Below are 21361 nucleotides of genomic sequence, written 5' to 3' on the forward strand. Positions count from 1 at the left end.
TCAGGTGTCGCGGGTGGGGGTTTCGGCTGCCGTGCGGAGGTTGGGGGCGCTCGCCGGTTCGGCGATGCCGCCCGGGGACTCGGCGAAGGCGGGATCGTGTGCGGTGTCCGCGGCGACCATCGGCTGGTCGGGCGGCATGACGTCCGGCATCTTGGCGACCGCGATCACTGCCGTGCCGTACGCGCAGATCTCCATCCACATCTCGCCGCAGTCGCGGCTGTCGAAGCGCATCCCCACCACGGCGTTCGCGCCGAGGCGGCGGGCCTCCTCGCCGAGCCGGGCCACCGAGTCCGTACGCCACCTGGTGAGGTTGTCGGGCGCCATCGGGTCGTACGCGCCCCCGCGCAGGTTCTTGACCCCCTCGCGGTACGGGTTCCGCGTCCTGGCCATCGACGACACCACTTCGCCGAGGATCTGGCGGATCTCGTACCCGGGTAGTTGCTCCGTCGTCACGACCAGCACGTTTCCGATGCTGTCAGGGTGGGCCCGCGCCAGATCGCGAGCCTTGTTCACCTGATCGGATGCTGCAAAACGACGCGGCGCGGACGGCCGGCACGTCGCCGACCATCCGCGCCTGCCGTGGCGCTAACCGTCAGACACCGGCCGTCTGGGTGATCCAGGCCCGGTTGTACGCGACGCTGCCGTAGTTCTGGATGCTCTGGCCGTCGGCGGTGGAGGCGACGCCGACCTGCGCGCCGTTGTAGAACTGCGGGCCGCCCGAGTCGCCCCGCCAGGCGTTGCCGTTGATCCGGGTGCTCCGGATGGCCTGCCCGCCGTACGCGTCGGTGGCGCTGTTGCTGGTGACCCGGACCGACGCGGTCTTGAGCTGGGTGGAGGCCGAGCAGCCGCTGTAGCAGGTCATGCCCCAGCCGTAGATCGAGTTGGTGGAGTTGATCGGCGGGTTGCTGTTGGCCAGCGTGACGTACGAGGTGCTGACGGAGCTGGACAGCCGCATCAGCGCCAGGTCGTACCGGCTGTAGGTGGCGCTGACGGTGCGGGTCTGGCCGCCGGAGGTGCGGTTGACGCTGCCGACCCGGACGGACATCGTGCCGCTGACGCAGTGCCGGGCGGTGAGCACCCACTGCGGCGCGATGATGGTGCCGGAGCAGGTGAACGAGCCGTTGCTGAGCACGGCGGCGGCCCACGGGGCTGACGAGACGGTGCCGCCGCCGATGATGGGCTGCGGGCCGGCGGGGGCGGCGAGGGCGCCGGAGCTGGCGCCGAGCAGGCCGGCCGCTGCGGTGGCCAGCACCGCGACCATGGATCGGATGCGCATGGGGGCTCCTTCGGGGACGGGGCCCGGGTTCACCGGGTCGAGCTGTCGGCCGGCGGGCGGGGTGGTCCGGCAGCCGAGGACGTCCGATCGACGTACGACGATGTACGGTAGAGCCGCTGAGATGTCGTTCACAAGAGCTTCATCGAAAGTGATGGATCAGAAGGTATGGCGGACCCGGCGGGCGGGCTGCGCCGCGGTCCGACGGAGCGGGGCGAAACGGGCCGGTCGGCAACGGAAACGCATCGGGATCGCAACGAACCCGCATCGGTCCCCGGTCCCCCGCGTCGGAATGCCGATCATCGCCTGAACTGCGTCCGGCCGGTGCGTCCGAGGCGGTATCTGCCAGGTAGGCTGGCTGCGCTCGCCCGTTGTGGGTCGGCACCCAACTGCGTACACAGTCAGGAGTGCCCAGTGCCTCGCGTCGTCGTCGACGTCATGCTCAAGCCCGAGATCCTCGATCCCCAGGGCCAGGCCGTCGCAAACGCGCTGCCCCGGCTCGGCGTCAGCGACGTCGCCTCGGTTCGGATCGGCAGGCGGATCGAGATCGAATTCACCGGTGAACCGGACCTGGACCGGGCCCGCGAGATCGCCGACAAGTTGCTCGCCAACCCGGTCATCGAGGACTTCACGGTCCGCATGGCCGAGGCCGACGAGACCGCGGACGCCCGCTCGTGACCGCCCGGGTCGGTGTGGTCACCTTCCCCGGCTCGCTGGACGACGGGGACGCGGCCCGGGCCGTCCGGATCGCGGGCGCCGAACCGGTCCGCCTGTGGCACGGTGACCCGCACCTGCACGGGGTGGACGCCGTCGTCCTGCCCGGCGGCTTCTCCTACGGCGACTACCTGCGCTGCGGCGCCATCGCCCGGTTCGCCCCGGTGATGGAGACGATCGTGGACGCGGCCCGGGGCGGCCTGCCCGTGCTCGGCATCTGCAACGGCTTCCAGATCCTCTGCGAGGCCCACCTGCTGCCCGGCGCGCTCACCCGCAACCAGCACCTGCACTTCCGCAACCGTGACCAGATCCTGCGCATCGAGTCGGTCGGCACCGCCTGGACCAACGCGTTCCAGCCCGGCCAGGAGGTGCTGATCCCGGTCAAGAACGGTGAGGGCTGCTACGTCGCCGACACCGCGACGCTGGACCAGCTCGAAGCCGAGGGCCGGGTGGTCGCCCGCTACGTCGGTGGCAACCCCAACGGATCGCAGCGCGACATCGCCGCGATCACGAACCCCGCCGGCAACGTGGTCGGCATCATGCCGCATCCCGAGCACGCGGTGGAGGCGCTCACGGGCCCCTCCCTGGACGGTCTCGGCTTCTTCACCTCGGTGCTCAAGCACCTGGTGGGGGCGCCGGCGTGACCGTGCGCGGCATCATCGGTCGGCTCACCCGCCCGTCGGGCGGACGCGAGCGCAGCGAGGAGAGGTCATGACCAGCCATCCGGACGAGGTACGGGAGAACCCGGAGGCCTTCCCGGCCGCCCCGGCGCAGCCGGTGGAGCCGCGTCCGGCCGCCGCCGCGCCGCCGGCCGGGCGTCCCGGCCCGGCGACCGCAGACTGGGCCGACAGCCTGGACACCGTGCCGCGCGCCGAGGGCACCCCCGGTGAGCTCCAGCCGTACGCCGAGCTCGGGCTCCGCGACGACGAGTACGAGCGGATCCGGCAGATCCTCGACCGGCGGCCCACCCAGGCCGAGCTGGCGATGTACTCGATCATGTGGAGCGAGCACTGCTCCTACAAGTCGAGCAAGGTGCACCTGCGTCAGTTCGGCGAGAAGGCCCCGCCGAGCGACCGGCTGCTCGCCGGCATCGGTGAGAACGCCGGCGTGGTGCAGGTCTCCGACGAGCTGGCGGTGACCTTCAAGGTCGAGTCGCACAACCACCCGAGCTTCGTCGAGCCCTACCAGGGTGCGGCCACCGGCGTCGGCGGCATCGTCCGGGACATCCTCGCCATGGGCGCCCGCCCGGTCGCGGTGATGGACCCGCTGCGCTTCGGCGCCGCCGACCACCCCGACACCGCCCGGGTGCTGCCCGGCGTCGTCGCCGGCGTGGGTGGCTACGGCAACTGCCTGGGCCTGCCGAACATCGGTGGCGAGGTCGTCTTCGACCCGTGCTACCAGGGCAACCCGCTGGTCAACGCGCTCTGCCTCGGCGTGCTGCCGGTCGACCGGTTGCAGAACAAGGCCGCCGCCGGCCCCGGCAACGTCGTCGTGCTGATGGGCGCCAAGACCGGCCGGGACGGCATCGGCGGCGTGTCGGTGCTGGCCAGCGCCACCTTCGACGAGGGCAGCGAGCAGCGCCGCCCGTCGGTGCAGGTCGGCGACCCGTTCATGGAGAAGCTGCTCATCGAGGCCTGCCTGGAGCTCTACGACGCCCAGCTGGTCGTCGGCATCCAGGACCTCGGCGGCGCCGGCCTGACCTGCGCCCTGACCGAGACCGCCGCGGCGGCCGGCACCGGCATGCGCGTCCTGCTGGAGCGGGTGCCGCTGCGCGAGCCCTCGATGGAGCCGCACGAGATCCTGGCCAGCGAGTCCCAGGAGCGGATGCTGCTGGTCGTCGAGCCGGAGAAGCTCGACAGGGTGCTCAAGACCGCCGAGAAGTGGGGCGTCTGGGCGACCGCGATCGGCGAGGTCACCCCGCCGACGCCGGATGGGCAGCCTGGCCGGCTGCTGATCACCTGGCGCGACCAGTTGGTGGTGGACGTACCGCCGGGTTCGCTGGTGGACGACGGTCCCGTCTACGCCCGCCCGATGCGCGAGCCGGCCGACCTGATCCTGCTTCAGGCCGACCGCGCGGAGACGCTGCCCCGGCCGGCCGACCCGGAGGCGCTGCGCGAGACCGTGCTGCGCATGATCGCGTCGCCCAACCTGGCCGACAAGGCCTGGGTCACCGAGCAGTACGACCGGTACGTGCTGGGCAACACGGTGCTCGCCCAGCCGGAGGATTCCGGCGTGATCCGGATCGACGAGCGGACCGGGCTCGGCGTGGCGCTGTCGGTGGACGGCAACGGCCGGTACGCGCGGCTCGACCCCTACCACGGCACGAAGCTCGCCCTGGCTGAGTCGTACCGGAACGTCGCCGTCACCGGCGCGAAGCCGATCGCCGTCACCAACTGCCTCAACTTCGGCTCGCCGGAGGACCCGGGCGTGATGTGGCAGTTCGCCGAGGCCGTCCGCGGCCTGGCCGACGGCTGCGCCGAACTGGGCATCCCGGTCACCGGTGGCAACGTCAGCTTCTACAACCAGACCGGCGCGGCGCCGATTCACCCGACCCCGGTGGTCGGTGTGCTCGGTGTGCTCGACGACGTGGCAGACCGGGTGCCGATGGGCTTCGCCTCCCGGCCGGGCGGCGAGCACGACCAGATCTTCCTGCTCGGCGAGACGCACGTGGAGCTCTCCGGCTCGGAGTGGGCCTGGGTCACCCACGAGCACCTCGGCGGCGTACCCCCGCAGGTCGACCTCGGCCGCGAGCGGCTGCTGGCCGACCTGATGGCGGAGGCCGCGCGGGTCGGGCACCTCAGCTCCGCGCACGACCTCTCCGACGGCGGCCTCGCGCAGAGCCTGGTGGAGTCCTGCCTGCGGCGCGGCGTCGGTGCCCGGGTCGCGGTGCCGGAGCGCTTCGACGGCGGCTCGATGCCGTTCGTCTACCTGTTCAGCGAGTCCGCCGGGCGGGTCCTGGTCTCGGTGACGCGCGGCCACGAGAAGGCGTTCACCGCCCTGTGCGCCGAGCGCGGGGTGCCGTTCGAGCTGATCGGCGTCACCGACCCGACCGGCGGTGCGCTTGAGGTGCACGGCCAGTTCCGGATCGGCCTGGACGAGCTGCGTGCCGCGCACGGCGAGACGCTGCCGCGCCTCTTCGGGGGCGCGGGGGTCGTCGAGGTGCCCGCGCCGGCCGCCGGGGTGGCGGGTGCGGTCGAGGCCGTGCCGCTGCCCGTCGCCGAGCCGGCCGAGGTGGCGCCGGTGGATCCGGCGGCCGTAGCGGCCGAGCCGATCGCGTCGGCCGCGCCGGTCCCGCCGACCGGTGCCGTCGAGCCGGTGGCCCCGGCCGAGACCGTCGCACCCGGCCCGGAGCAGCCGGCGGCCGAAGCCGCCGACGGGCCGGCCGGGACCGGCGAGGCGTCGGCTCCCGAGTCCGGCGACACCGAGTCCGGTCAGCGCTGAGGCGTTGGCCACGGCCGTTCACGCCCAACCCGGTTCCGGCGCCCGGTTCGACTGGGGGCTGACGGGGGCGGCGGAGCTCGGCCGGGTCTGTGCGGTGCTGGTGGTGGTGGACGTGCTGTCGTTCACCACCGCCGTGGACGTCGCGGTCGGGCGTGGCATGCGGGTGCACCCGTTCCCGTGGGGCGAGCAGGCGGCCGACTACGCGCGGCGGGTCGGCGCGGTCGCCGCGGTGGGCCGCCGGCAGACGACCCCGGATCATCCGTGGTCACTCTCGCCGGCGGCGTTGACCACCGCGCCGGTCGTCGCCGATCTCGTGCTGCCGTCGCCGAACGGGTCGGCGATCAGCGCGGCGGCCAGCGCCACCGGGCTGCCGGTGGTGGCGGCCTGCCTGCGCAACGCGCGCGCCGTCGGCCGTTGGCTGACCCATCAGGGGTACGGCTCGACGGACGCGCCGATCGGCGTCATCGCCTCGGGCGAGCGCTGGCCGGACGGCTCCCTTCGCCCCTCCGTCGAGGATCAGCTCGGGGCGGCCAGCGTGCTGGACGCCCTGTCGGGCGTTCCCGGTGCTCTCTCCGTGGAGGCGGCCGTGACGCTCGCCGCGCTCGCCAGCACTCCTGACGTGCCCGCCGCCGTACGCGGCAGCGTGTCCGGCCGCGAGCTCGTCGAGGGCGGTTTCGCCGAGGACGTGGAGGTCGCCGCCCGGGTCGGCGTCTCGGACGTGGTCCCGGTGCTGCGTCAGGGCGTCTTCTCCGCCGCCTGACGGTTCCCGCCGCCCCGCCCTCAGCAGCGAGGGCCGCCCGGAGTTCCCGGACGACCCTCGCCGTGTTGCTGTCGTCGGAGTATGCCCCGAGCGGTCAGTCGTCCAGCCAGTCCAGCCGGCGACCGCCCCGGTCCTGCTGCTGCGGCGGGCCGTCCGGCCGACCGCGACCGGCCTGCGGCTCGTCGTAGCCGCCCTGCTGGCCGTAACCGCCCTGGCCGTAACCGCCACGGTCGTCGTAACCACCACGGTTGTCGTAGCCGCCGCGCTGCTGCGGAGGCTCCTGGCCGTAGCCGCCCTGACCGTAGCCACCCTGGTTGTCGTACGAGGTGGGCTGGTCGTAGCCGCCACCCTGACCGTAGCCGCCGCGGGGCGCGGGCTCCTGACCGTAGCCACCCCGCTGGTCGTAGCCCTGCTGGTCGTAGCCGCCGGTCGGCTCGCCACCCCGGCCGTACGCCCCGGTCTCGGACTGGCCGTAGCCCTGACCCTGCTCCGGCTGGTAGACACCGGTCGCGTACGGGTCGGCCGGGGCCGGGTACTGGGTGGCGTCGCCGGTGTAGCGGCCCGTCGGCTCGTCGTAGCGCTCGCCGTGGCCCCGCCCGCCGCCCGCCGGCGGGTAGCCGGCGGCACCTGCCGGAGCGCCGTAGTCGTTGCTGCCGTAGCCGCCACCCGAGGCAGGGGCGTTGCCGTAGCCGCCGCTGCCGTAGCCGCCGCCCGAGGCGGGCGCGTTGCCGTAGCCACCGCTGCCGTAGCCGCCACCGGAGGCCGGCGCGTTGCCGTAGCCGGCACCGCCGTAGCCACCCGCGCCGGCCGGCTCGTCGCCGTAGCCGCTGCCGCCCCAGTCCTGCTGGTTGCCCGCCGCGCCGTAGGGCTGCGGGGGAGCGCCGTACGGGTCCGGCGGCACGTCGTCGACCACGGGGCGCTGCATCATCGTCGGGGCGTCGCTGAGCGCGGCGCCGCCCACCATCGTCGGATCCGGTGCGGCACCGACGCGGTTGACCACCCGGGTCTGGTCGTCCGCACCCCGGAACGCCCCGCGCGCCGCCGGAACCGCGCCGGCCCCCGCCGGGGCGTCGTCGTCGGCCTCGTCACCGTTGTCCTTACGCCGCATCCAGAGCAGCACGATGGTGCCGACACCAGCGGCGACCAGCAGGCCGCCGAGCAGGATGAACAGCCAGTTCCCCATGCCGTCGGAGCTCTCGTTGCCGGCGTTGGCCGCGGCACCCGGGGTCGCGTCGCCGGTCGCCTCGGGAGTCTCGTCGACGGGCTCGTCGGTGGGAAGGGGCTCCTCGCTGGCCGAGGGGGTCGCGCTCGGGGTCGTCTCGACCTTGATCGCCAGGGTGATGCGCTGGCCGGTGATGCTCTGCCCGGCGGACGCGTCGAAACTCTTGGTGGCGTACACCGTACCGACGCTGGCACCGATGAGGAGCTGGCCGGGCGCGATCGGCCTCTCACTGCTGCCGCTGAAGCGGAAGTTGCCGTTGTCGTCGCTGACCGTGTCGATCTTCTTGCCGGCGCCGTCCTGGAGCATGACCACGGCGTTCGGCACGGCCTTGCCGTTGGCCTGGGCGACCACCTTGCCGGACACCGACTTGACGGTCTGAGTCTGCTGCTCCTGCGCGCCACGCACAGTGATGTCTCGGTCAGCACTGCCCGACTCGCCCTGGAGGCTCGCGGTGATCTGGACCTTTCCGGACTTCGTGTCACCGGCTGCGACGTTTCCGGCCACCAGCGTGACGGTGTAGGTCTTCGAATCCCCACGACCGATTTCGTCGGTGAAGTCGCATCGACCGTCACAGGTGAGCTCACCGAAGGACGCGCCGACCTTGACGTTGACGGAGTCCGAGTTGTCCGGGGGCAGCTTGATGTTGTTGTTCGTGATTCGGAACGACAACGTGGCCCGCTGGCCGGGGGTCAAGGTGCCCGACGACAGGCCCGTGATCTGTACTCCGGGGTCGGCGGCCAGGGCTGGTGTGGCGGGGGCTGCGAGCAGGGCGCCGACAACCAGCGCCACGACCACACCCGCCCGCTGCTTCCAGGCACGTCGGTGTGTTGACACGTCCACCGCCTTCCGGACTGACTTCCCTCGGCGGCGGGGCGCCGGGCCGGGGATCATCACGGTACGAATACGCCGTCGGCAACTATGCCTTGTCTGACCGGATCCGCGCGACCCAGGGCCAGCGTCAGTCGAGGTGTGCTCGGGCCGTATCGTCCCGTCGTGTCCTCTCCGCACATTAAGTCCGCCGCGGTCGCGGCGGCGTTGTCGGCGCTCGACGAGGGGCGTACGCCCGACCGCCCGGTTCTTCGGGAGGCGGTCCGTGCCCTCCTGACCGTCCTCGCGGAGCGCGCCCCCGGCCGATCGGTGGAGGTGCGTGTCCCACCTTACGGTGCAGTTCAGTGCATTCCCGGTCCCCGACACACCCGTGGCACCCCCGCAAACGTCGTCGAGATGGAGCCCGGGACCTGGCTGGCGGTGGCCACCGGGCGGCTCGACTGGGGCGAAGCGATCACCCAGGGTCGCGTTCGGGTGAGCGGAATCCGGGCGGATCTCTCCGCGTACCTGCCGCTCTAGCTGCGGCGATGCGTATCGAGCGGTGACGGAAGGGAGCCGGATCGTGACTTTCTGTGTCGACACTGATTCGCGTACACTGTCAGGCGACGACAGTGGTCCCGGCCGAGGAGTGCGGATCCGCCCCCCGCGTGATTCCGCAAGGCCGGTCCAGACCAGCATGAGGGAGCGCAGGTGCCCCGAGGCGACGGCCGGCTGAGCCACGACCTTGATCCCCAACGACCAGGCCCGCAGGACGCGTGTGGCGTCTTCGGCGTCTGGGCGCCCGGGGAGGAGGTCGCCAACCTGACCTACTTCGGGCTGTACGCCCTGCAACACCGTGGTCAGGAGGCCGCGGGCATCGCGGTCAGCGACGGCTCGGGCGTGGTGGTCTACAAGGATCTCGGCCTGGTCGCCCAGGTCTTCGACGAGCCGACCCTGGCCAGCCTGCGCGGGCACGTGGCGATCGGGCACGCCCGCTACTCCACCACCGGCGGCTCGACCTGGGAGAACGCCCAGCCGACCATCCGGTCCACCACGTCCGGCACGACCATCGCGCTGGCCCACAACGGCAACCTGGTCAACACCGCCGAGCTCCAGCGCGAGGTCGCCGAACGCGGCCTGGTCGCCGACGGCTCGACCAACGACACCTCCCTGGTGACGATGCTGCTGGCCAGCCGCCCGGACCTGTCGGTCGAGGCGGCGGCGCTGGAGGTGCTGCCGCAGCTGCGTGGCGCGTTCAGCTTCGTGTTCATGGACGAGTCGACCCTCTACGCGGCCCGCGACCCGCACGGCGTACGACCGCTGGTGCTGGGCCGGCTGGAGCGCGGCTGGGTGGTGGCCAGCGAGACCGCCGCGCTGGACATCGTCGGCGCGAGCGTGGTCCGCGAGGTCGAGCCCGGCGAGCTGATCGCGATCGACGAGGACGGCCTGCGCTCCAGCAGGTTCGCCGCCCCGGAGCCCAAGGGCTGCCTCTTCGAGTACGTCTACATCGCCCGCCCGGACGCCACCATCGCCGGCCGCAACGTGCACTCCGCCCGGGTGCAGATCGGCCGGCAACTGGCCAAGGAGCACCCGGTCGAGGCCGACCTGGTCATCCCGGTGCCGGAGTCCGGCACCCCGGCCGCGATCGGCTACGCCGAGGAGTCGGGCATCACCTACGGCGCCGGCCTGATGAAGAACCCGTACGTCGGGCGCACCTTCATCCAGCCGTCGCAGACGCTGCGCCAGCTCGGCATCCGGCTCAAGCTCAACCCGCTGCGGGAGAACGTCCGGGGCAAGCGGCTGGTCGTGGTCGACGACTCGATCGTGCGCGGCAACACCCAGCGGGCGATCGTGCGGATGCTGCGCGAGGCCGGCGCGCTGGAGGTGCACGTACGCATCTCCTCGCCGCCGGTCAACTGGCCGTGCTTCTACGGCATCGACTTCGCCACCCGTGCCGAGTTGCTGGCCAACGGGCTGGACAACGACGGCATCCGGCGCTCCATCGGGGCGGACACGCTCGGCTACGTGTCGCTCTCGGGTCTGATCGCCGCCACCGAGCAGCCGAAGACCCGGCTGTGCCGCGCGTGCTTCGACGGGGAGTACCCGATCGAACTGCCCGCCGGCAACCTGATCGGCAAGCACGTGCTCGAAGGGGTGGGCCGGCGGGTCGTCGCGGAGGCGCCCGACACCCCGGAGCAGAACACCGCCTCGCTCGTCGCCACTCCGGGCGGCGTGACCACACACCGCCCGTAGCACCACCCGGCGCGGGCCCGGTCGACGGCCGGGGCGGCGCCAGAAACAAAGGGGAGAACCGTGACGCACGTGTCCGAGCGCAGCGGCGCAGGAAGCAGCCCGACCGGCGCCGGTGGAGACCGCCAGCCCTGGACGGCCGGCACCGGCCGCCAGGGGCGCAAACGCTCGGTCTCGTACGCGGACGCCGGGGTCTCGATCGAGGCGGGCGACCGCGCGGTCGAGCTGCTGAAGTCGAAGGTGAAGCAGACCCGGCGCCCGGAGGTCATGGGTGACCTGGGCGGCTTCGCCGGCCTGTTCCGGCTGGACACGAAGAAGTACAAGAACCCGATCCTGGCCTCGTCCACGGACGGTGTGGGCACCAAGCTGGTGATCGCGCAGCAGATGGACATCCACGACACGGTCGGCATCGACCTGGTCGCGATGGTCGTCGACGACCTGGTGGCCTGTGGCGCCGAGCCGCTCTTCCTGCTCGACTACATCGCCACCGGCGAGGTCGTGCCGGACAAGGTCGCCGAGATCGGCGCCGGCATCGCCGACGGCTGCCGGTACGCGGGCTGCGCCCTGCTGGGCGGCGAGACGGCCGAGCACCCGGGTGTGCTCCGCCCGGACGAGTACGACATCTCCGCCACCGGCGTCGGCGTGGTGGAGGAGAGCGACATCCTCAACCCGGAGCGGGTCGAGGTGGGCGACGTGGTCATCGCGATGCGCTCCTCCGGCCTGCACTCCAACGGCTACTCCCTCGTGCGGCACGTGCTGCTGGGCGCCGGCCGGATGCGGCTCGACGTGGTGATCGACGACTTCGGCCGGCAGCGCACCCTCGGCGAGGAGCTGCTCACCCCGACGAAGATCTACGCGCAGGACTGCCTCAAGCTGATCGCCGAGGCCGAGGTGCGCTCCATCGCCCACGTCACCGGCGGCGGCATCCCGGGCAACCTGGTCCGGGTGCTCCCCGAGCACGTCGACGCGGTGGTCAACCGGTCCACCTGGAAGCCGCAGCCGATCTTCGACCTGATCCAGACCAAGGGACGGATCGAGGACCCGGAGATGGAGGCGACCTTCAACATGGGTGTCGGCATGTTCGCGATCGTCTCCGCCGAGGACGCGGACCGCGCGCTGGCCACCCTGACGGGCCGGGGCGTCGACGCGTGGCAGGCCGGCGAGATCATCGAGGGCTCCGGCAACGTGCAGATGATCGGCCAGCACACCCGGGGCTGATCACACTCCTGGTGATCGTACGGGCACCTGATCAGGGCTTCACCCGAGTGGCCGTCGCCGCCTAGCCTGAAGGGCCACCCTCAAAGCTGTCGGGGCCGCCCGCCCGGTTTCCCCGACAGCCCTTCAGGCGCTGAGGAGGGCAATGGCTGCTCGGGGACAGTCGTTCAGCGGGATGCGCGGCCTGGCCGCCGTCCCCTCGTACGTGGTCATGCAGCCCACCACCCTGTGCAACCTGGACTGCGCCTACTGCTACCTGCCGTTCCGGGCGGCCGATCGGCGGATGCCGGTGCCGGTGGCCGAGGCGGTGGCCGTGTCGGTCAACCCGTGGGCAGAGGCGGGGCGGTTCTCGGTGGTGTGGCACGGCGGTGAGCCGCTGGCCGCTGGCCGGGAGCATCTGGCCGCGCTGATCGCGCCCTTCGGGCCCGAGGTCGAGCACCACGTGCAGACCAACGCCACGCTGATCGACGACGCCTGGTGCGCGTTCTTCGTCGAGCACGGGGTGCGGGTGAGCGTGAGCGTGGACGGCCCCCGGGACCGCAACGGCGACCGGGTCACCCGGGCCGGCGGGCCCGCGTACGACCGGATCCTGCGCGGGGTGTCGGCGCTGCGCCGGCACGGTCTGCCGTTCTCGGCGCTGGCGGTGGTGGGTCGGCCCGAGCCGGGACTGGCCACCGAGCTGTACGACTACTTCCTCGGCCTGGGCTGTGACGTGCTCGGCATCAACATCGAGGAGACCGAGGGGGTCAACCTCCGCGACAACTCCCACGACGCCCGGCTGGTGACCGCCTTCTGGGCGGAGCTGGTGGCGGCCTGGCGTCGGGAGCCCCGGATCCACCTGCGCGAGGTCGAGTGGTCGCTGCGGTACGCCGCGGCGGTGCTGGACGGCAGCGCCGACGATCTGCTGCCCCGGCGGTTGGACCCGATCCCGACCGTCGGCCACGATGGCTCGGTGACCGTGCTCTCGCCCGAGCTGGCCGGTTTCACCGATGTCCGGTACGGCGACTTCAGCAGCGGCAACGTGCTGACCACCCCGCTGGCCGAGATCCTCGCCGACGCGGACCGGACGCCCTGGGTCGGTGAGTTCCTCGCCGGCGTCGAGGCGTGCCGTTCGTCCTGCCCCTACTTCGGGTTCTGCGGCGGCGGCCACGCGGCCAACCGCTACTTCGAGCTGGGGCGTTTCGACGGTACGCAGACCGCGCACTGCCGCAACAGCAAGATCCACTTACTGGAGGGAGTGTTGGAGCATGCCCGAGACAATCAGTCACCGGCAGCCTGACCGGAGGGCGGACGCCCCGGACGAGGTCGTCGACCGGGTGCGGGAAGCCGCGCCGGGACTCACCGCGCTCCTCCACGAGGCCGAGGCCGCGCGGCGACTGCGGGCCGAGGTGGCGGGCGGCGACGGCGCGAGCGCCGTCTGCGCCTGGAACCACTTCGAGAACATCCCGACGTTCTACAACTGGAACAACCGTCCCCGCTGAGACAGACCGTGATCAGGGACCTGCCGATCGGCCGGAGGGTTCTCCGGACGGGGCAGGCCCCTGATCGTCGGGCTTGGCGCTGCTTCGATGGGCACATGCGTGAGCACGCGGGCGATCACCGCGTGCTCAGCTTGCTACCGGAGGTCAGCGGGGCGGACGTACCCAGGGATCCGGGTCTTCGTCCGCGTGATCCTCATCATCGTCGTCGACATACTCTTTGTAGTCGTCGTCGAAGTTGTGCTCAGACTTACCAGCACCCGCCAGTTCGCGCTGCAAGGCGGTGAGGTCGGTGTTCGGGGAGTGGTACTTCAACTCCCGGGCCACCTTCGTCTGCTTGGCCTTAGCACGGCCGCGCCCCATGGCTCGACCCCCTCGCACAGAATGCGGGGCAGCCCGAAGGCGGGCCCCGATGACGTCAGGCATCTCTCGTAGCTCTTACGGTACATGGGGATGCCATCGTTCGGCACCTCGGGTTACCGTCGACCGGCACCGCGCGTCGCGGTCATCCAGCCGTCACCGATTGTACCCGGTAAGGAGCGACGTCGGGAGCGCCCGTGACACCGGGCAGAGCGCCACGAAATCAGCTTAATGGGACGCGGGGCTCGGCGGGGCCGGGGGCGGAACGACCGCTCCGCCCCCGGGGCCCTCAGCGCAGGTGGATCGTGCGCAGCCGGCCGACGTCGGCCATCCGCCGTTCCGCCAGCCGGTCCGCCGCCACCGCCGGCGGCACACCCTCGGCGTCCGCCAGGCGGAGGATCTCCCTGGTGGTGTCGTAGATCCGGGTCGCACGCAGCTTGGCCCGCTCGAAGTTGAAGCCCTCGATCTCGTCCGCCACCTGGATCACGCCGCCGGCGTTCACCACGTAGTCCGGCGCGTAGAGGACGCCACGGTCGGCGAGGAGCTTCTCGATGCCGGAGTGGGCGAGCTGGTTGTTGGCCGCGCCGGTGACCACCTTGGCGCGCAGCACCGGCACCGTGTCGTCGTTGAGCGCGCCGCCCAGCGCGCACGGGGCGTACACGTCGATGTCGGCGGCGACCAGCGCGGCGGCGTCGTCGACCAGCGCGACCTGCGGGTGGGTGGCGCGCACCCACTCCAGGGCCTTCGGGTTGACGTCGGTCGCCACCACCTCGGCGCCGTCGTCGATCAGGTGGCCGACGAGGTACTTGCCGACCTTGCCCAGGCCGGCCACGCCGACCCGCCGGCCGGCCAGGGTCGGGGTGCCCCAGACGTGCTCGACCGTCGCCCGCATGCCCTGGAACACGCCCCAGGCGGTGAGGATCGAGGAATCGCCGGCACCGCCGTGCTCGACGCTGCGGCCGGTGACGTACGAGGTCTCGCGGGCGATCAGGTCCATGTCGGCGACGTAGGTGCCGACGTCACAGGCGGTGTAGTAGCGCCCGGCGAGGGACTCCACGAAGCGGCCGTACGCGCGCAGCAGCGCCTCGCTCTTGATCCGCTCGGGGTCACCCCAGATGACGGCCTTGCCGCCGCCCAGGTCCAGCCCGGCCAGGGCGTTCTTGTATGCCATGCCCCGGGAGAGGTCGAGCACGTCGGCGAGGGCGTCGGACTCGCTGGCGTACGGGTAGAACCGGGTCCCACCGAGCGCGGGGCCGAGCGCGGTGGAGTAGATGCCGATGATCGCCTTCAGGCCGGTCTGCTTGTCCTGGCAGAACACGACCTGTTCGTGCCCGCTGGACCCCGGGTCGTCGTTGCTGGCGAATACGCCCATGGCTCGCTCCTGGTGTGGGGTGCGCCCTTGTGGGACGCGGACCTGTGAACGCCGGCGGGATGCTGCCGGTGCCGCTGAGCCTAGTATCGGCCGACGTCGCGCCGCCGCCCACGGCGCGCGTGATCGCGCCGCCGCCGACGGTCGAGTTCCAATTCGTGGGAGGATCGCGCCGTGCCGTCGCTCTTCGCTTCATACCTGCGCGTGTACGAGCCGCTGACCGCCTTCGACCGGGATCGCCAGTCGTACTGGCGGCGCTACGTCGAGCAGGGGCGGGCGGTGGCACCGGTGGAGGGGCCGGGCCGGCAACGGACGTCGGTGCTGGAGGCGCTCGGCGCCGGCTGGACCAGGCTGCCCGACCTGCCGGACGAGGCGTACGTCCTGGAGACCGACGAGAGTCTGCTGGTCTGCCCGTGGAACCTGCGCATCCGGGTGGCCGAGGCGGCGTTGAGCGCGCGCGACGGGGTGCCGCCGGTGCTGGCCGACGCCTTCGTCCCGCCGGTGCTGGCCGGCCAGGCGAAGGCCGCGGTGGAGGACTGGCGCAGCGGGGCGCGGGTGCTGGAACACGGCGTGCCGCGGGTGCACGAGCAGACCGCCACGTGGGGCGTGCCGCTGCGCTGGTTCGTGCTCTTCGAGCTCGAGGAGCGGCACCACGTGACCCGCCCGGAGCGGCGGGCGCTGCGCTACCGGACGGAGATCTCCAAGGCGCGGCGTCGGTCGTCGCGGGCCCTGTCGGTGCTGCGCAAGTCGATCGGCGACGCGCCGATCACGGAGGCGGTCGAGGAGGCCGCCCGCTGGCTGGAGGAGTTCCACCCCCGCTCGATGGTGGAACTGGACTACGGCGGCCTGGTCGAGCTGCTGTCGGACGAGACGCTGGCCGCCGACGACTCGCCCGAGCTGGTGGCGAAAGGACTCGCCGGTCTCTCCCAGGGCGAGGCCGAGGAGGCCTCGGCGGCGTACGACAGGCTGGTTGCGCGCTGGCGCGCGGTGCAGTTGCTGGAACGGTGCAATTAACGCGAAATCGCCCAGGAATCGCCCCCAAGTCGAGGCGCCTTCGTAGTTGACGCATCACGAACCGTGATCATGAGTCCGAATAAGGTACTTTCTGCCGTGTAAAAGACGCATAAATCGGGCATGGTTCATCCGTCCGTCTAGGGACGTTCGGCCGTTCGGCCCATGTCGGACATCGGGGACTAGCCGGACCATGGGAGACGCGTCGGCCGGCGGGACCCCGGCTGATGTCTATACATGTGGAGGAGTGACCGATGGCATCGCGAACGCACGAACCAGAGCCGCTGCTCACACCGGCCGAGGTGGCGTCGATGTTCCGTGTCGACCCGAAGACGGTGACCCGGTGGGCGAAAGCGGGCAAGCTCAGCGCCATCCGCACGTTGGGTGGCCACCGTCGATACCGGGAGTCGGAGGTCAGGGCACTGTTGCAGGGGCAGATCCCTCAGCAGCGTCAGGGGGACTGACCGAGAGTCGAACAGACGTGAACGAAGGGCGGCGGACCTGGTCCGCCGCCCTTCGTCATGCCTGGACCCGGCCGCGTACGGACGGTGGGCGCGGATCAGGCGCCGGTCGGTGACTGGTCCGTGAGGGCGACCCGGATGCCGACCGTGCCGCCCTCGCCACGACGCAGCCGGCTGCCGAGCAGGCTGAGCCGCCCGATCAGCCGGTACTTCCGCTTGATCAGGTCGCGCACCCGCCGCGTGCCGGCCGGGTCGCAGAGGGTTGCGTGGGCGGCGACCGCCTCGCCGTGCGGCCGGCCACGGACGTCGCACGGGGCCACCGTGACGTCGCCGCTGCGCCGGATCCGCTTCACCTTGCCGGCGTCCGCCGCCGACCACACCGCCAGCGCGTCGCCGTCACGCACCGCCCAGACCGGGGTCGGCACCGCCCGACCGTCCTTTCGGAAGGTCGTGAGCAGGATGTACTTCTCCGCGCCGAGGCGATCCAGGGTGGTCACTCCGCCAGGATACGGCCGGCGCGGCTGACTGACCGGCCGGATAGCGTGAAGCCCGTGACGGCGGAGCCACAGATCGGTGACGTGTTCGGGGAGATGCTGCGCGACGCGTACGCCGTGGCCACCGGGATCGGCCCCCGGCCGCTGGCCGGCGGGCGGCTGCCGCGACCGGTCATCGAGATCATCGAGCGGGACGACGGGCTCATCAACGGCGCACCCGCCGCGCACTACCTGGACGGGCCGGCGGACTGGCAGCCGTACGACCACCGGGCCGTGGACCAGGTCCGGGGCGTGACCCTGGACCTGGGGGTGGGGGCCGGCCGGATCGCGCTGCTGCTCCAGGAACGGGGCGTGCCCGTCACCGGGCTGGACACCTCGGCCGGGGCGCTGGCGGTCTGCCGCCACCGGGGCGTACGCGAGCTGGTGCACGGCACGGCCGCCGCGCACGTCGCGGACGGCCGCCGGTACGACACCATCCTGCTGCTCGGCAACAACGTCGGCCTGCTGGAGGGGCGGGAGGGGGCACCGGCCCTGCTGGCCGCGCTCGCCGCGCTGGCCCGGCCGGGGGCCCAGATCATCGCCCAGGGCACCGACCCGTACGGCACCCGGGACCCGGTGCAGACGGGCTACCACGAGCGCAACCGGCGCCGGGGCCGGTTCGGTGGGCAACTCCGGCTCCGGCTGCGCTACCGGGAGCTGGGCACCGAGTGGTTCGACTACCTGGTCTGCTCCCCCGACGAGCTGGCCGAACTGGTCCGGGGCAGCGGCTGGCGAATCACCGACGTGGACGATCGGGACGCACCGTACTATCTGGCCACCCTGCGTCTCGCCGGCTGACGGCCGGGGCGGCCGGACGGCGGAGCCGCGCACGGGAACGCCGGGTTCCCGCCGGAAGCGGGAACCCGGCGGGGGTCTCAGACCTGGACGGTCGGGGGCAGCTGCTCGGGCGGCAGGCCGCCGTCGCCGTCGACCACCTCGTCCGGGGTGCCGTCCTCGTCGAGGTCGACCATCGTGATGTCCACCTTGCCGTCGTGGTCGGTGTCGAACTGGAACAGGTCGGGCTTGCCGTCCCCGTCGGTGTCGGCCACCCAGACGTCGGTGCGGCCGTCGTTGTTGGTGTCGGCGCGCAGCAGGTCGACCCGCTCGTCCCCGCGGGTCTCCACGGTCTCCGCCGCGTCCGCGGTGTGCACGGTCTCCGGTGCCTGGCTCATCTGCCGTCCTTCCCTCGGTTGAGGGCCGTGGTACCCGATCCGCCGCGCCCCCACGCATGCCGGGGAGATCGCCGCTGCATAGGGTCGGCCCATGAGCGAGTGGAGCGGGTGGCGGAGCGCGGGTCAACCCCGGGCCGCCACCGGAGACAGGGAGGCGTCATGAGCGACCGCTTTGTCGTCGTCGGGGCCGGCACGATGGGGCTCGGCATCGCGTACGTGGCGGCCGGGGCCGGGCACGCCGTCGAACTGGTCGAAGTGGACCGGGCCAGGGGCGCGGCGGCCGTCGAGCGGCTCGGGGAGCTGTGGGACCGGGCGGTGGCCCGCGGCAAGCTGAGCGCCGACCGGGCCGCGACGAACCGGGAGCGGGTGACGTTGCGGGCGGGGCTCGCCGAGGTCGCCGAGGAGCCGGCCGTGGTGGTGGAGGCCGTACCGGAGCGGCCGGAGCTGAAGCGGGCGGTGCTGCGCGACGCCGAGGCGCTGCGGCCGGCGCTGCTGGGCAGCAACACCTCCAGCATCCCGATCGCCGCGCTGGCCGAGGGGCTGGCACGGCCGGAGCGCTTCCTCGGGCTGCACTTCTTCAACCCGGTCTGGGCGATGGCCCTGCTGGAGGTGGTGGTCGGCCCGGCCACCGCGGCGGAGACCACCGCCGAGGCGGTCGCGCTCGCCGGCCGGCTGGGCAAGGACCCCGTCGTCGTACGCGACATGCCGGGCTTCGCCACCTCCCGGCTCGGGGTCACCCTCGGGCTGGAGGCGATCCGGATGGTCGCGGACGGGGTGGCCAGCCCCGCCGACATCGACAAGGCGATGGTGCTCGGCTACCGGCACCCGGTCGGCCCGCTGGAACTGACCGACCTGGTCGGGCTGGACGTGCGGCTGGACATCGCGCGCACCCTCCAGGCCGCGTACGGGGACAGGTTCGCGCCGCCGCCCCTGCTGGAGGAGATGGTGGCCGCCGGCCGCCTGGGCAAGAAGTCCGGCCAGGGCTTCTACCGCTGGGAAGGCGGGACCCGCCAGTGAGTGGGCTGCGGATCGAGGAACACCCGGACCGGCTGGTGGTCACCCTCGACCGGCCGGAGAAGCGCAACGCCATCGACGCCGACCTGATCGCCGAGCTGCACCAGGTATGTGCGGACCTGGAGGCGCGACCCCGCCTGCTGCTGCTCACCGGCGGCGCAGAGGGGATCTTCGCCGGTGGGGCGGACATCGGACAGCTGCGCGAGCGGGGTCGGCTGGACGCCCTCGCGGCGATCAACTCGGCGGCCTTCGCCCGGATCCGGGCACTGCCGATGCCGACCGTGGCGGCGGTGGACGGGCCCGCGCTGGGCGGGGGCGCCGAGCTGGCGTACGCCTGCGATCTGCGGGTCTGCACGGCGCGGGCGGTCTTCGGTCAGCCGGAGGTCCGGTTGGGGATCCTGGCCGGGGCGGGCGCGACCCACCGGCTGCCGGCGCTGGTCGGGGAGGCCCGGGCCAAGGAGCTGCTGTTCACCGGCCGCCGGGTGGAGGCCGAGGAGGCGCTGCGGATCGGCCTGGTCAACCGGGTGGTGGCCGAGCCCGCCGAGCTGCTGCCCACCGCACACGGGCTGCTCGACGAGATGGCGAAGGCGTCCGCGCTGGCGCTGCGGCTGACCAAGCTGGCGGTCGACGCGCCGGCCGCCGCCCACCCGCACCTCGACCTGGTCAGCCAGGCGGTGCTCTTCGAGGACGAGGAGAAACACCGGCGGATGACGGAGTTCCTGGAGCGGCGACGCCCTCGCTGATCCGTATACGACGACGGCCGCACCGGTGACCGGTGCGGCCGTCCGTGTCCGACGGGTGGCGGCTCAGTGCCGGATCTGCACTCCGGCGTCCGCGAGGGCCCGGATCACCTGCGCGGACTCCGCGAAGCCGATGATCAGCACGGCCTCCGCGCCGAAGTCCTTGATCTCCTTGGCGCCGGCGCTGAAGTCCACCGGGGGCGCCTTGGCGTCGGCCGGCGGGTCGTAGGTCAGCAGCTTCAGCCGGTCGCCGCTGACGCCGGCCCGTTCCAGCTCGGCCCGGACGGTGCCCTGAAGTCCTGTGCCGTAGGAGTCGTTGCGGGCCACGATGGCGATCTTCTGCGGCCCGTCGCGGAGGATCACGTCGGCCAGCGCCCGGCCCTGGAGGCTGTCCGGCGGGGCGGTGCGGAAGTAGAAGCCGTTGTCGTCCAGCTCGGTCAGGCTGGCGTCGGTGTTCGACGGGGAGAACAACACCTTCCCGGCCTTCACCACGTCGGGCAGGACCTCGCGGGAGATGCCGGAGGCGCCGGCGCCGATGATGACGTGGACGTTCCGCGCGACGTGCCTGGCCACGGTGGCCTTGGCGACCGCCGGGTTCGTGCCGTCGTCCCCGTCGATCCAGAGCACCGGCTCGCCGAGCACCCCGCCGGCCGCGTTGATCTCTTTGATCGCCAGGGCGGCGCCGGCGGCCATCGGCGGGTAGGCGAGGGACAGGTCACCGGTCTGCGGCAGCAGGCCGCCGATGACCAGCGGGGATCCGTCACTGCGGTCGGTGCGGCCACCCCGCTGCTTCTTTCCCTTCGGCGGGGCCTTGGTGCTCGCGGCCGACTCGTCGCCGGCTCCGACGAACTCCGTCTTGCCGTCGTTGAGCTGCTGCCCGTCGAAGTGCAGGGTGGCGTAGCTGGCGGTGGACGGCTCGCCGGCGTCGGTGAAACCGGCCCGGGTCAGCGAGACGCTGCGGTACTCCACGTCCTCGCCCGCCCGGGCCAGGGCCAGGCACTCCGCCACGGTCTCGCAGCGCTGGCCGTCGTTGGTGACACCGACGATCTGCTGCGCGATGGCGGCCGGGTCCGTCGTGCCCGCGAGCTGGGCGGCGACCGCGCTGATCACCACTGCGTCGTACGCCTCGGCGGAATAGAGGAAGTCGCCCAGCTTCGGGTCGACGGACCGGAGCCGGTTCTTGAAGTCCTCGGGCAGGGGCGTCAGCGGTGTGGTGCCCTTCATGCCGTCGACCAGGCCGGCGCGATCCTTCAGCTCGGCGGGGTACGAGTTCAGCATGTTGCCGTCGGTGCCGTAGAAGCGCACCTGATGGGTGACCGCCTCCTCAGGCTCCTCGGTCCCGCAGGCGCTCATGGCGAGCAGGAACGTCGCGCAGGCAGCCAGGGTGGCGGCCCGCGAGGCGCGTGACTTGAACATGGTCGTCCTTCCTCCGGCGAAGGTCCGCTGCGCACATTAGCGTGCTGGGCCGTGCGGTGGGACCATGGAGGCGACTCAATCCGCAGGTCGCCCGCCCCGACTACGGAATGTCACGGCCGACGGGT

General features: G+C 72.3%; 22 protein-coding genes. 14 read left to right on the forward strand and 8 right to left on the reverse strand.

What is annotated here, in order from left to right; all coding sequences use genetic code 11:
- Both AB0D32_RS05770 and AB0D32_RS05775 read right to left on the reverse strand, forming a co-directional pair.
- Positions 1 to 462 (reverse strand): YbjQ family protein, encoded by a 462-nt coding sequence (locus tag AB0D32_RS05770; protein ID WP_357085337.1) that lies wholly within the window; start codon positions 460 to 462, stop codon positions 1 to 3.
- A gap of 130 nt (positions 463 to 592) precedes the next feature.
- On the reverse strand, positions 593 to 1276 hold the full coding sequence (locus AB0D32_RS05775; RefSeq protein WP_357085339.1) for a trypsin-like serine protease: 684 nt from the start codon (positions 1274 to 1276) through the stop codon (positions 593 to 595).
- A 411-nt stretch (positions 1277 to 1687) separates the two neighbouring features.
- Between AB0D32_RS05775 and purS the strand changes: the two genes are divergently transcribed.
- The 4 genes from purS (at position 1688) to AB0D32_RS05795 (ending at position 6188) form a co-directional block, all read left to right on the forward strand.
- Positions 1688 to 1951, forward strand: a complete 264-nt coding sequence (gene purS, locus AB0D32_RS05780) for a phosphoribosylformylglycinamidine synthase subunit PurS (protein WP_357085341.1) — start codon at positions 1688 to 1690, stop codon at positions 1949 to 1951.
- A complete protein-coding gene (purQ, locus tag AB0D32_RS05785) occupies positions 1948 to 2631 on the forward strand; it encodes a phosphoribosylformylglycinamidine synthase subunit PurQ (protein ID WP_357085344.1) in 684 nt (227 codons plus the stop codon). Before purS ends, purQ begins: the two co-directional genes overlap by 4 nt.
- A 67-nt stretch (positions 2632 to 2698) precedes the next feature.
- Positions 2699 to 5428, forward strand: coding sequence for a phosphoribosylformylglycinamidine synthase subunit PurL (gene purL / locus AB0D32_RS05790; RefSeq protein ID WP_357085346.1), 2730 nt, complete (start codon positions 2699 to 2701; stop codon positions 5426 to 5428).
- Between the two features lie 4 nt (positions 5429 to 5432).
- Positions 5433 to 6188, forward strand: coding sequence for a 2-phosphosulfolactate phosphatase (locus AB0D32_RS05795; RefSeq protein WP_357085348.1), 756 nt, complete (start codon positions 5433 to 5435; stop codon positions 6186 to 6188).
- Between the two features lie 94 nt (positions 6189 to 6282).
- Here AB0D32_RS05795 and AB0D32_RS05800 read toward each other — a convergent pair whose 3' ends face one another.
- Entirely contained in the window at positions 6283 to 8301 is a 2019-nt protein-coding gene (locus AB0D32_RS05800) for a hypothetical protein (RefSeq protein ID WP_357085351.1), read from the reverse strand.
- Positions 8302 to 8403: 102 nt separating this feature from the next.
- Between AB0D32_RS05800 and AB0D32_RS05805 the strand changes: the two genes are divergently transcribed.
- From AB0D32_RS05805 to amcA, 5 genes are all read left to right on the forward strand, one after another.
- Positions 8404 to 8757, forward strand: coding sequence for a sterol carrier family protein (locus AB0D32_RS05805; RefSeq protein ID WP_357085353.1), 354 nt, complete (start codon positions 8404 to 8406; stop codon positions 8755 to 8757).
- Between the two features lie 171 nt (positions 8758 to 8928).
- A complete protein-coding gene (gene purF, locus AB0D32_RS05810; protein ID WP_357085355.1) occupies positions 8929 to 10470 on the forward strand; it encodes an amidophosphoribosyltransferase in 1542 nt (513 codons plus the stop codon).
- A 60-nt stretch (positions 10471 to 10530) separates the two neighbouring features.
- The gene (purM, locus tag AB0D32_RS05815) at positions 10531 to 11685 is read left to right on the forward strand and encodes a phosphoribosylformylglycinamidine cyclo-ligase (RefSeq protein WP_357085357.1); all 1155 of its coding nucleotides are present in this window, start codon (positions 10531 to 10533) and stop codon (positions 11683 to 11685) included.
- 172 nt (positions 11686 to 11857) lie between these two features.
- A complete protein-coding gene (amcB, locus tag AB0D32_RS05820) occupies positions 11858 to 12961 on the forward strand; it encodes a cyclophane-forming radical SAM peptide maturase AmcB (RefSeq protein ID WP_357085683.1) in 1104 nt (367 codons plus the stop codon).
- Positions 12930 to 13163, forward strand: a complete 234-nt coding sequence (amcA, locus tag AB0D32_RS05825; protein WP_357085359.1) for a multiple cyclophane-containing RiPP AmcA — start codon at positions 12930 to 12932, stop codon at positions 13161 to 13163. Before amcB ends, amcA begins: the two co-directional genes overlap by 32 nt.
- 144 nt (positions 13164 to 13307) lie before the next feature.
- Here the strand turns inward: amcA and AB0D32_RS05830 are convergent, their stop codons facing one another.
- Positions 13308 to 13523 carry a DUF3073 domain-containing protein gene (locus AB0D32_RS05830; protein ID WP_089002617.1) on the reverse strand — a complete coding sequence of 72 codons (216 nt, stop codon included), beginning with the start codon at positions 13521 to 13523 and terminating at the stop codon, positions 13308 to 13310.
- Positions 13524 to 13809: 286 nt separating this feature from the next.
- The gene (locus AB0D32_RS05835) at positions 13810 to 14892 is read right to left on the reverse strand and encodes a Glu/Leu/Phe/Val dehydrogenase dimerization domain-containing protein (protein ID WP_357085362.1); all 1083 of its coding nucleotides are present in this window, start codon (positions 14890 to 14892) and stop codon (positions 13810 to 13812) included.
- 171 nt (positions 14893 to 15063) lie between these two features.
- Between AB0D32_RS05835 and AB0D32_RS05840 the strand changes: the two genes are divergently transcribed.
- Both AB0D32_RS05840 and AB0D32_RS05845 read left to right on the forward strand, forming a co-directional pair.
- Positions 15064 to 15903, forward strand: a complete 840-nt coding sequence (locus AB0D32_RS05840) for a hypothetical protein (RefSeq protein WP_357085364.1) — start codon at positions 15064 to 15066, stop codon at positions 15901 to 15903.
- 251 nt (positions 15904 to 16154) lie between these two features.
- Complete coding sequence (locus AB0D32_RS05845; protein ID WP_007073996.1) at positions 16155 to 16364, forward strand: BldC family transcriptional regulator; 210 nt, start codon at positions 16155 to 16157, stop codon at positions 16362 to 16364.
- Positions 16365 to 16459: 95 nt separating this feature from the next.
- On the opposite strand, the gene AB0D32_RS05850 is transcribed toward AB0D32_RS05845, so the two are convergent.
- Positions 16460 to 16858 carry a PPOX class F420-dependent oxidoreductase gene (locus AB0D32_RS05850; protein WP_357085366.1) on the reverse strand — a complete coding sequence of 133 codons (399 nt, stop codon included), beginning with the start codon at positions 16856 to 16858 and terminating at the stop codon, positions 16460 to 16462.
- A 54-nt stretch (positions 16859 to 16912) separates the two neighbouring features.
- On the opposite strand from AB0D32_RS05850, the gene AB0D32_RS05855 reads away from it, so the two are divergent.
- Entirely contained in the window at positions 16913 to 17692 is a 780-nt protein-coding gene (locus tag AB0D32_RS05855) for a class I SAM-dependent methyltransferase (protein WP_357085368.1), read from the forward strand.
- A 77-nt stretch (positions 17693 to 17769) separates the two neighbouring features.
- On the opposite strand, the gene AB0D32_RS05860 is transcribed toward AB0D32_RS05855, so the two are convergent.
- On the reverse strand, positions 17770 to 18066 hold the full coding sequence (locus AB0D32_RS05860) for a hypothetical protein (protein ID WP_357085370.1): 297 nt from the start codon (positions 18064 to 18066) through the stop codon (positions 17770 to 17772).
- Between the two features lie 159 nt (positions 18067 to 18225).
- Here AB0D32_RS05860 and AB0D32_RS05865 point away from each other — a divergent pair, with 159 nt between their 5' ends.
- Together AB0D32_RS05865 and AB0D32_RS05870 are read left to right on the forward strand one after the other, a co-directional pair.
- Positions 18226 to 19083, forward strand: coding sequence for a 3-hydroxyacyl-CoA dehydrogenase family protein (locus tag AB0D32_RS05865; protein ID WP_357085372.1), 858 nt, complete (start codon positions 18226 to 18228; stop codon positions 19081 to 19083).
- Positions 19080 to 19823, forward strand: coding sequence for an enoyl-CoA hydratase/isomerase family protein (locus AB0D32_RS05870; protein WP_357085374.1), 744 nt, complete (start codon positions 19080 to 19082; stop codon positions 19821 to 19823). The genes AB0D32_RS05865 and AB0D32_RS05870 overlap by 4 nt, the downstream gene beginning before the upstream one ends.
- Before the next feature lie 63 nt (positions 19824 to 19886).
- On the opposite strand, the gene AB0D32_RS05875 is transcribed toward AB0D32_RS05870, so the two are convergent.
- Positions 19887 to 21236, reverse strand: a complete 1350-nt coding sequence (locus AB0D32_RS05875) for an ABC transporter substrate-binding protein (protein WP_357085376.1) — start codon at positions 21234 to 21236, stop codon at positions 19887 to 19889.
- Between the last annotated feature and the right edge of the window lie 125 nt (positions 21237 to 21361).

The sequence above is a fragment of the Micromonospora sp. NPDC048170 genome (genome assembly GCF_040652795.1).
Lineage (GTDB): Bacteria > Actinomycetota > Actinomycetes > Mycobacteriales > Micromonosporaceae > Micromonospora.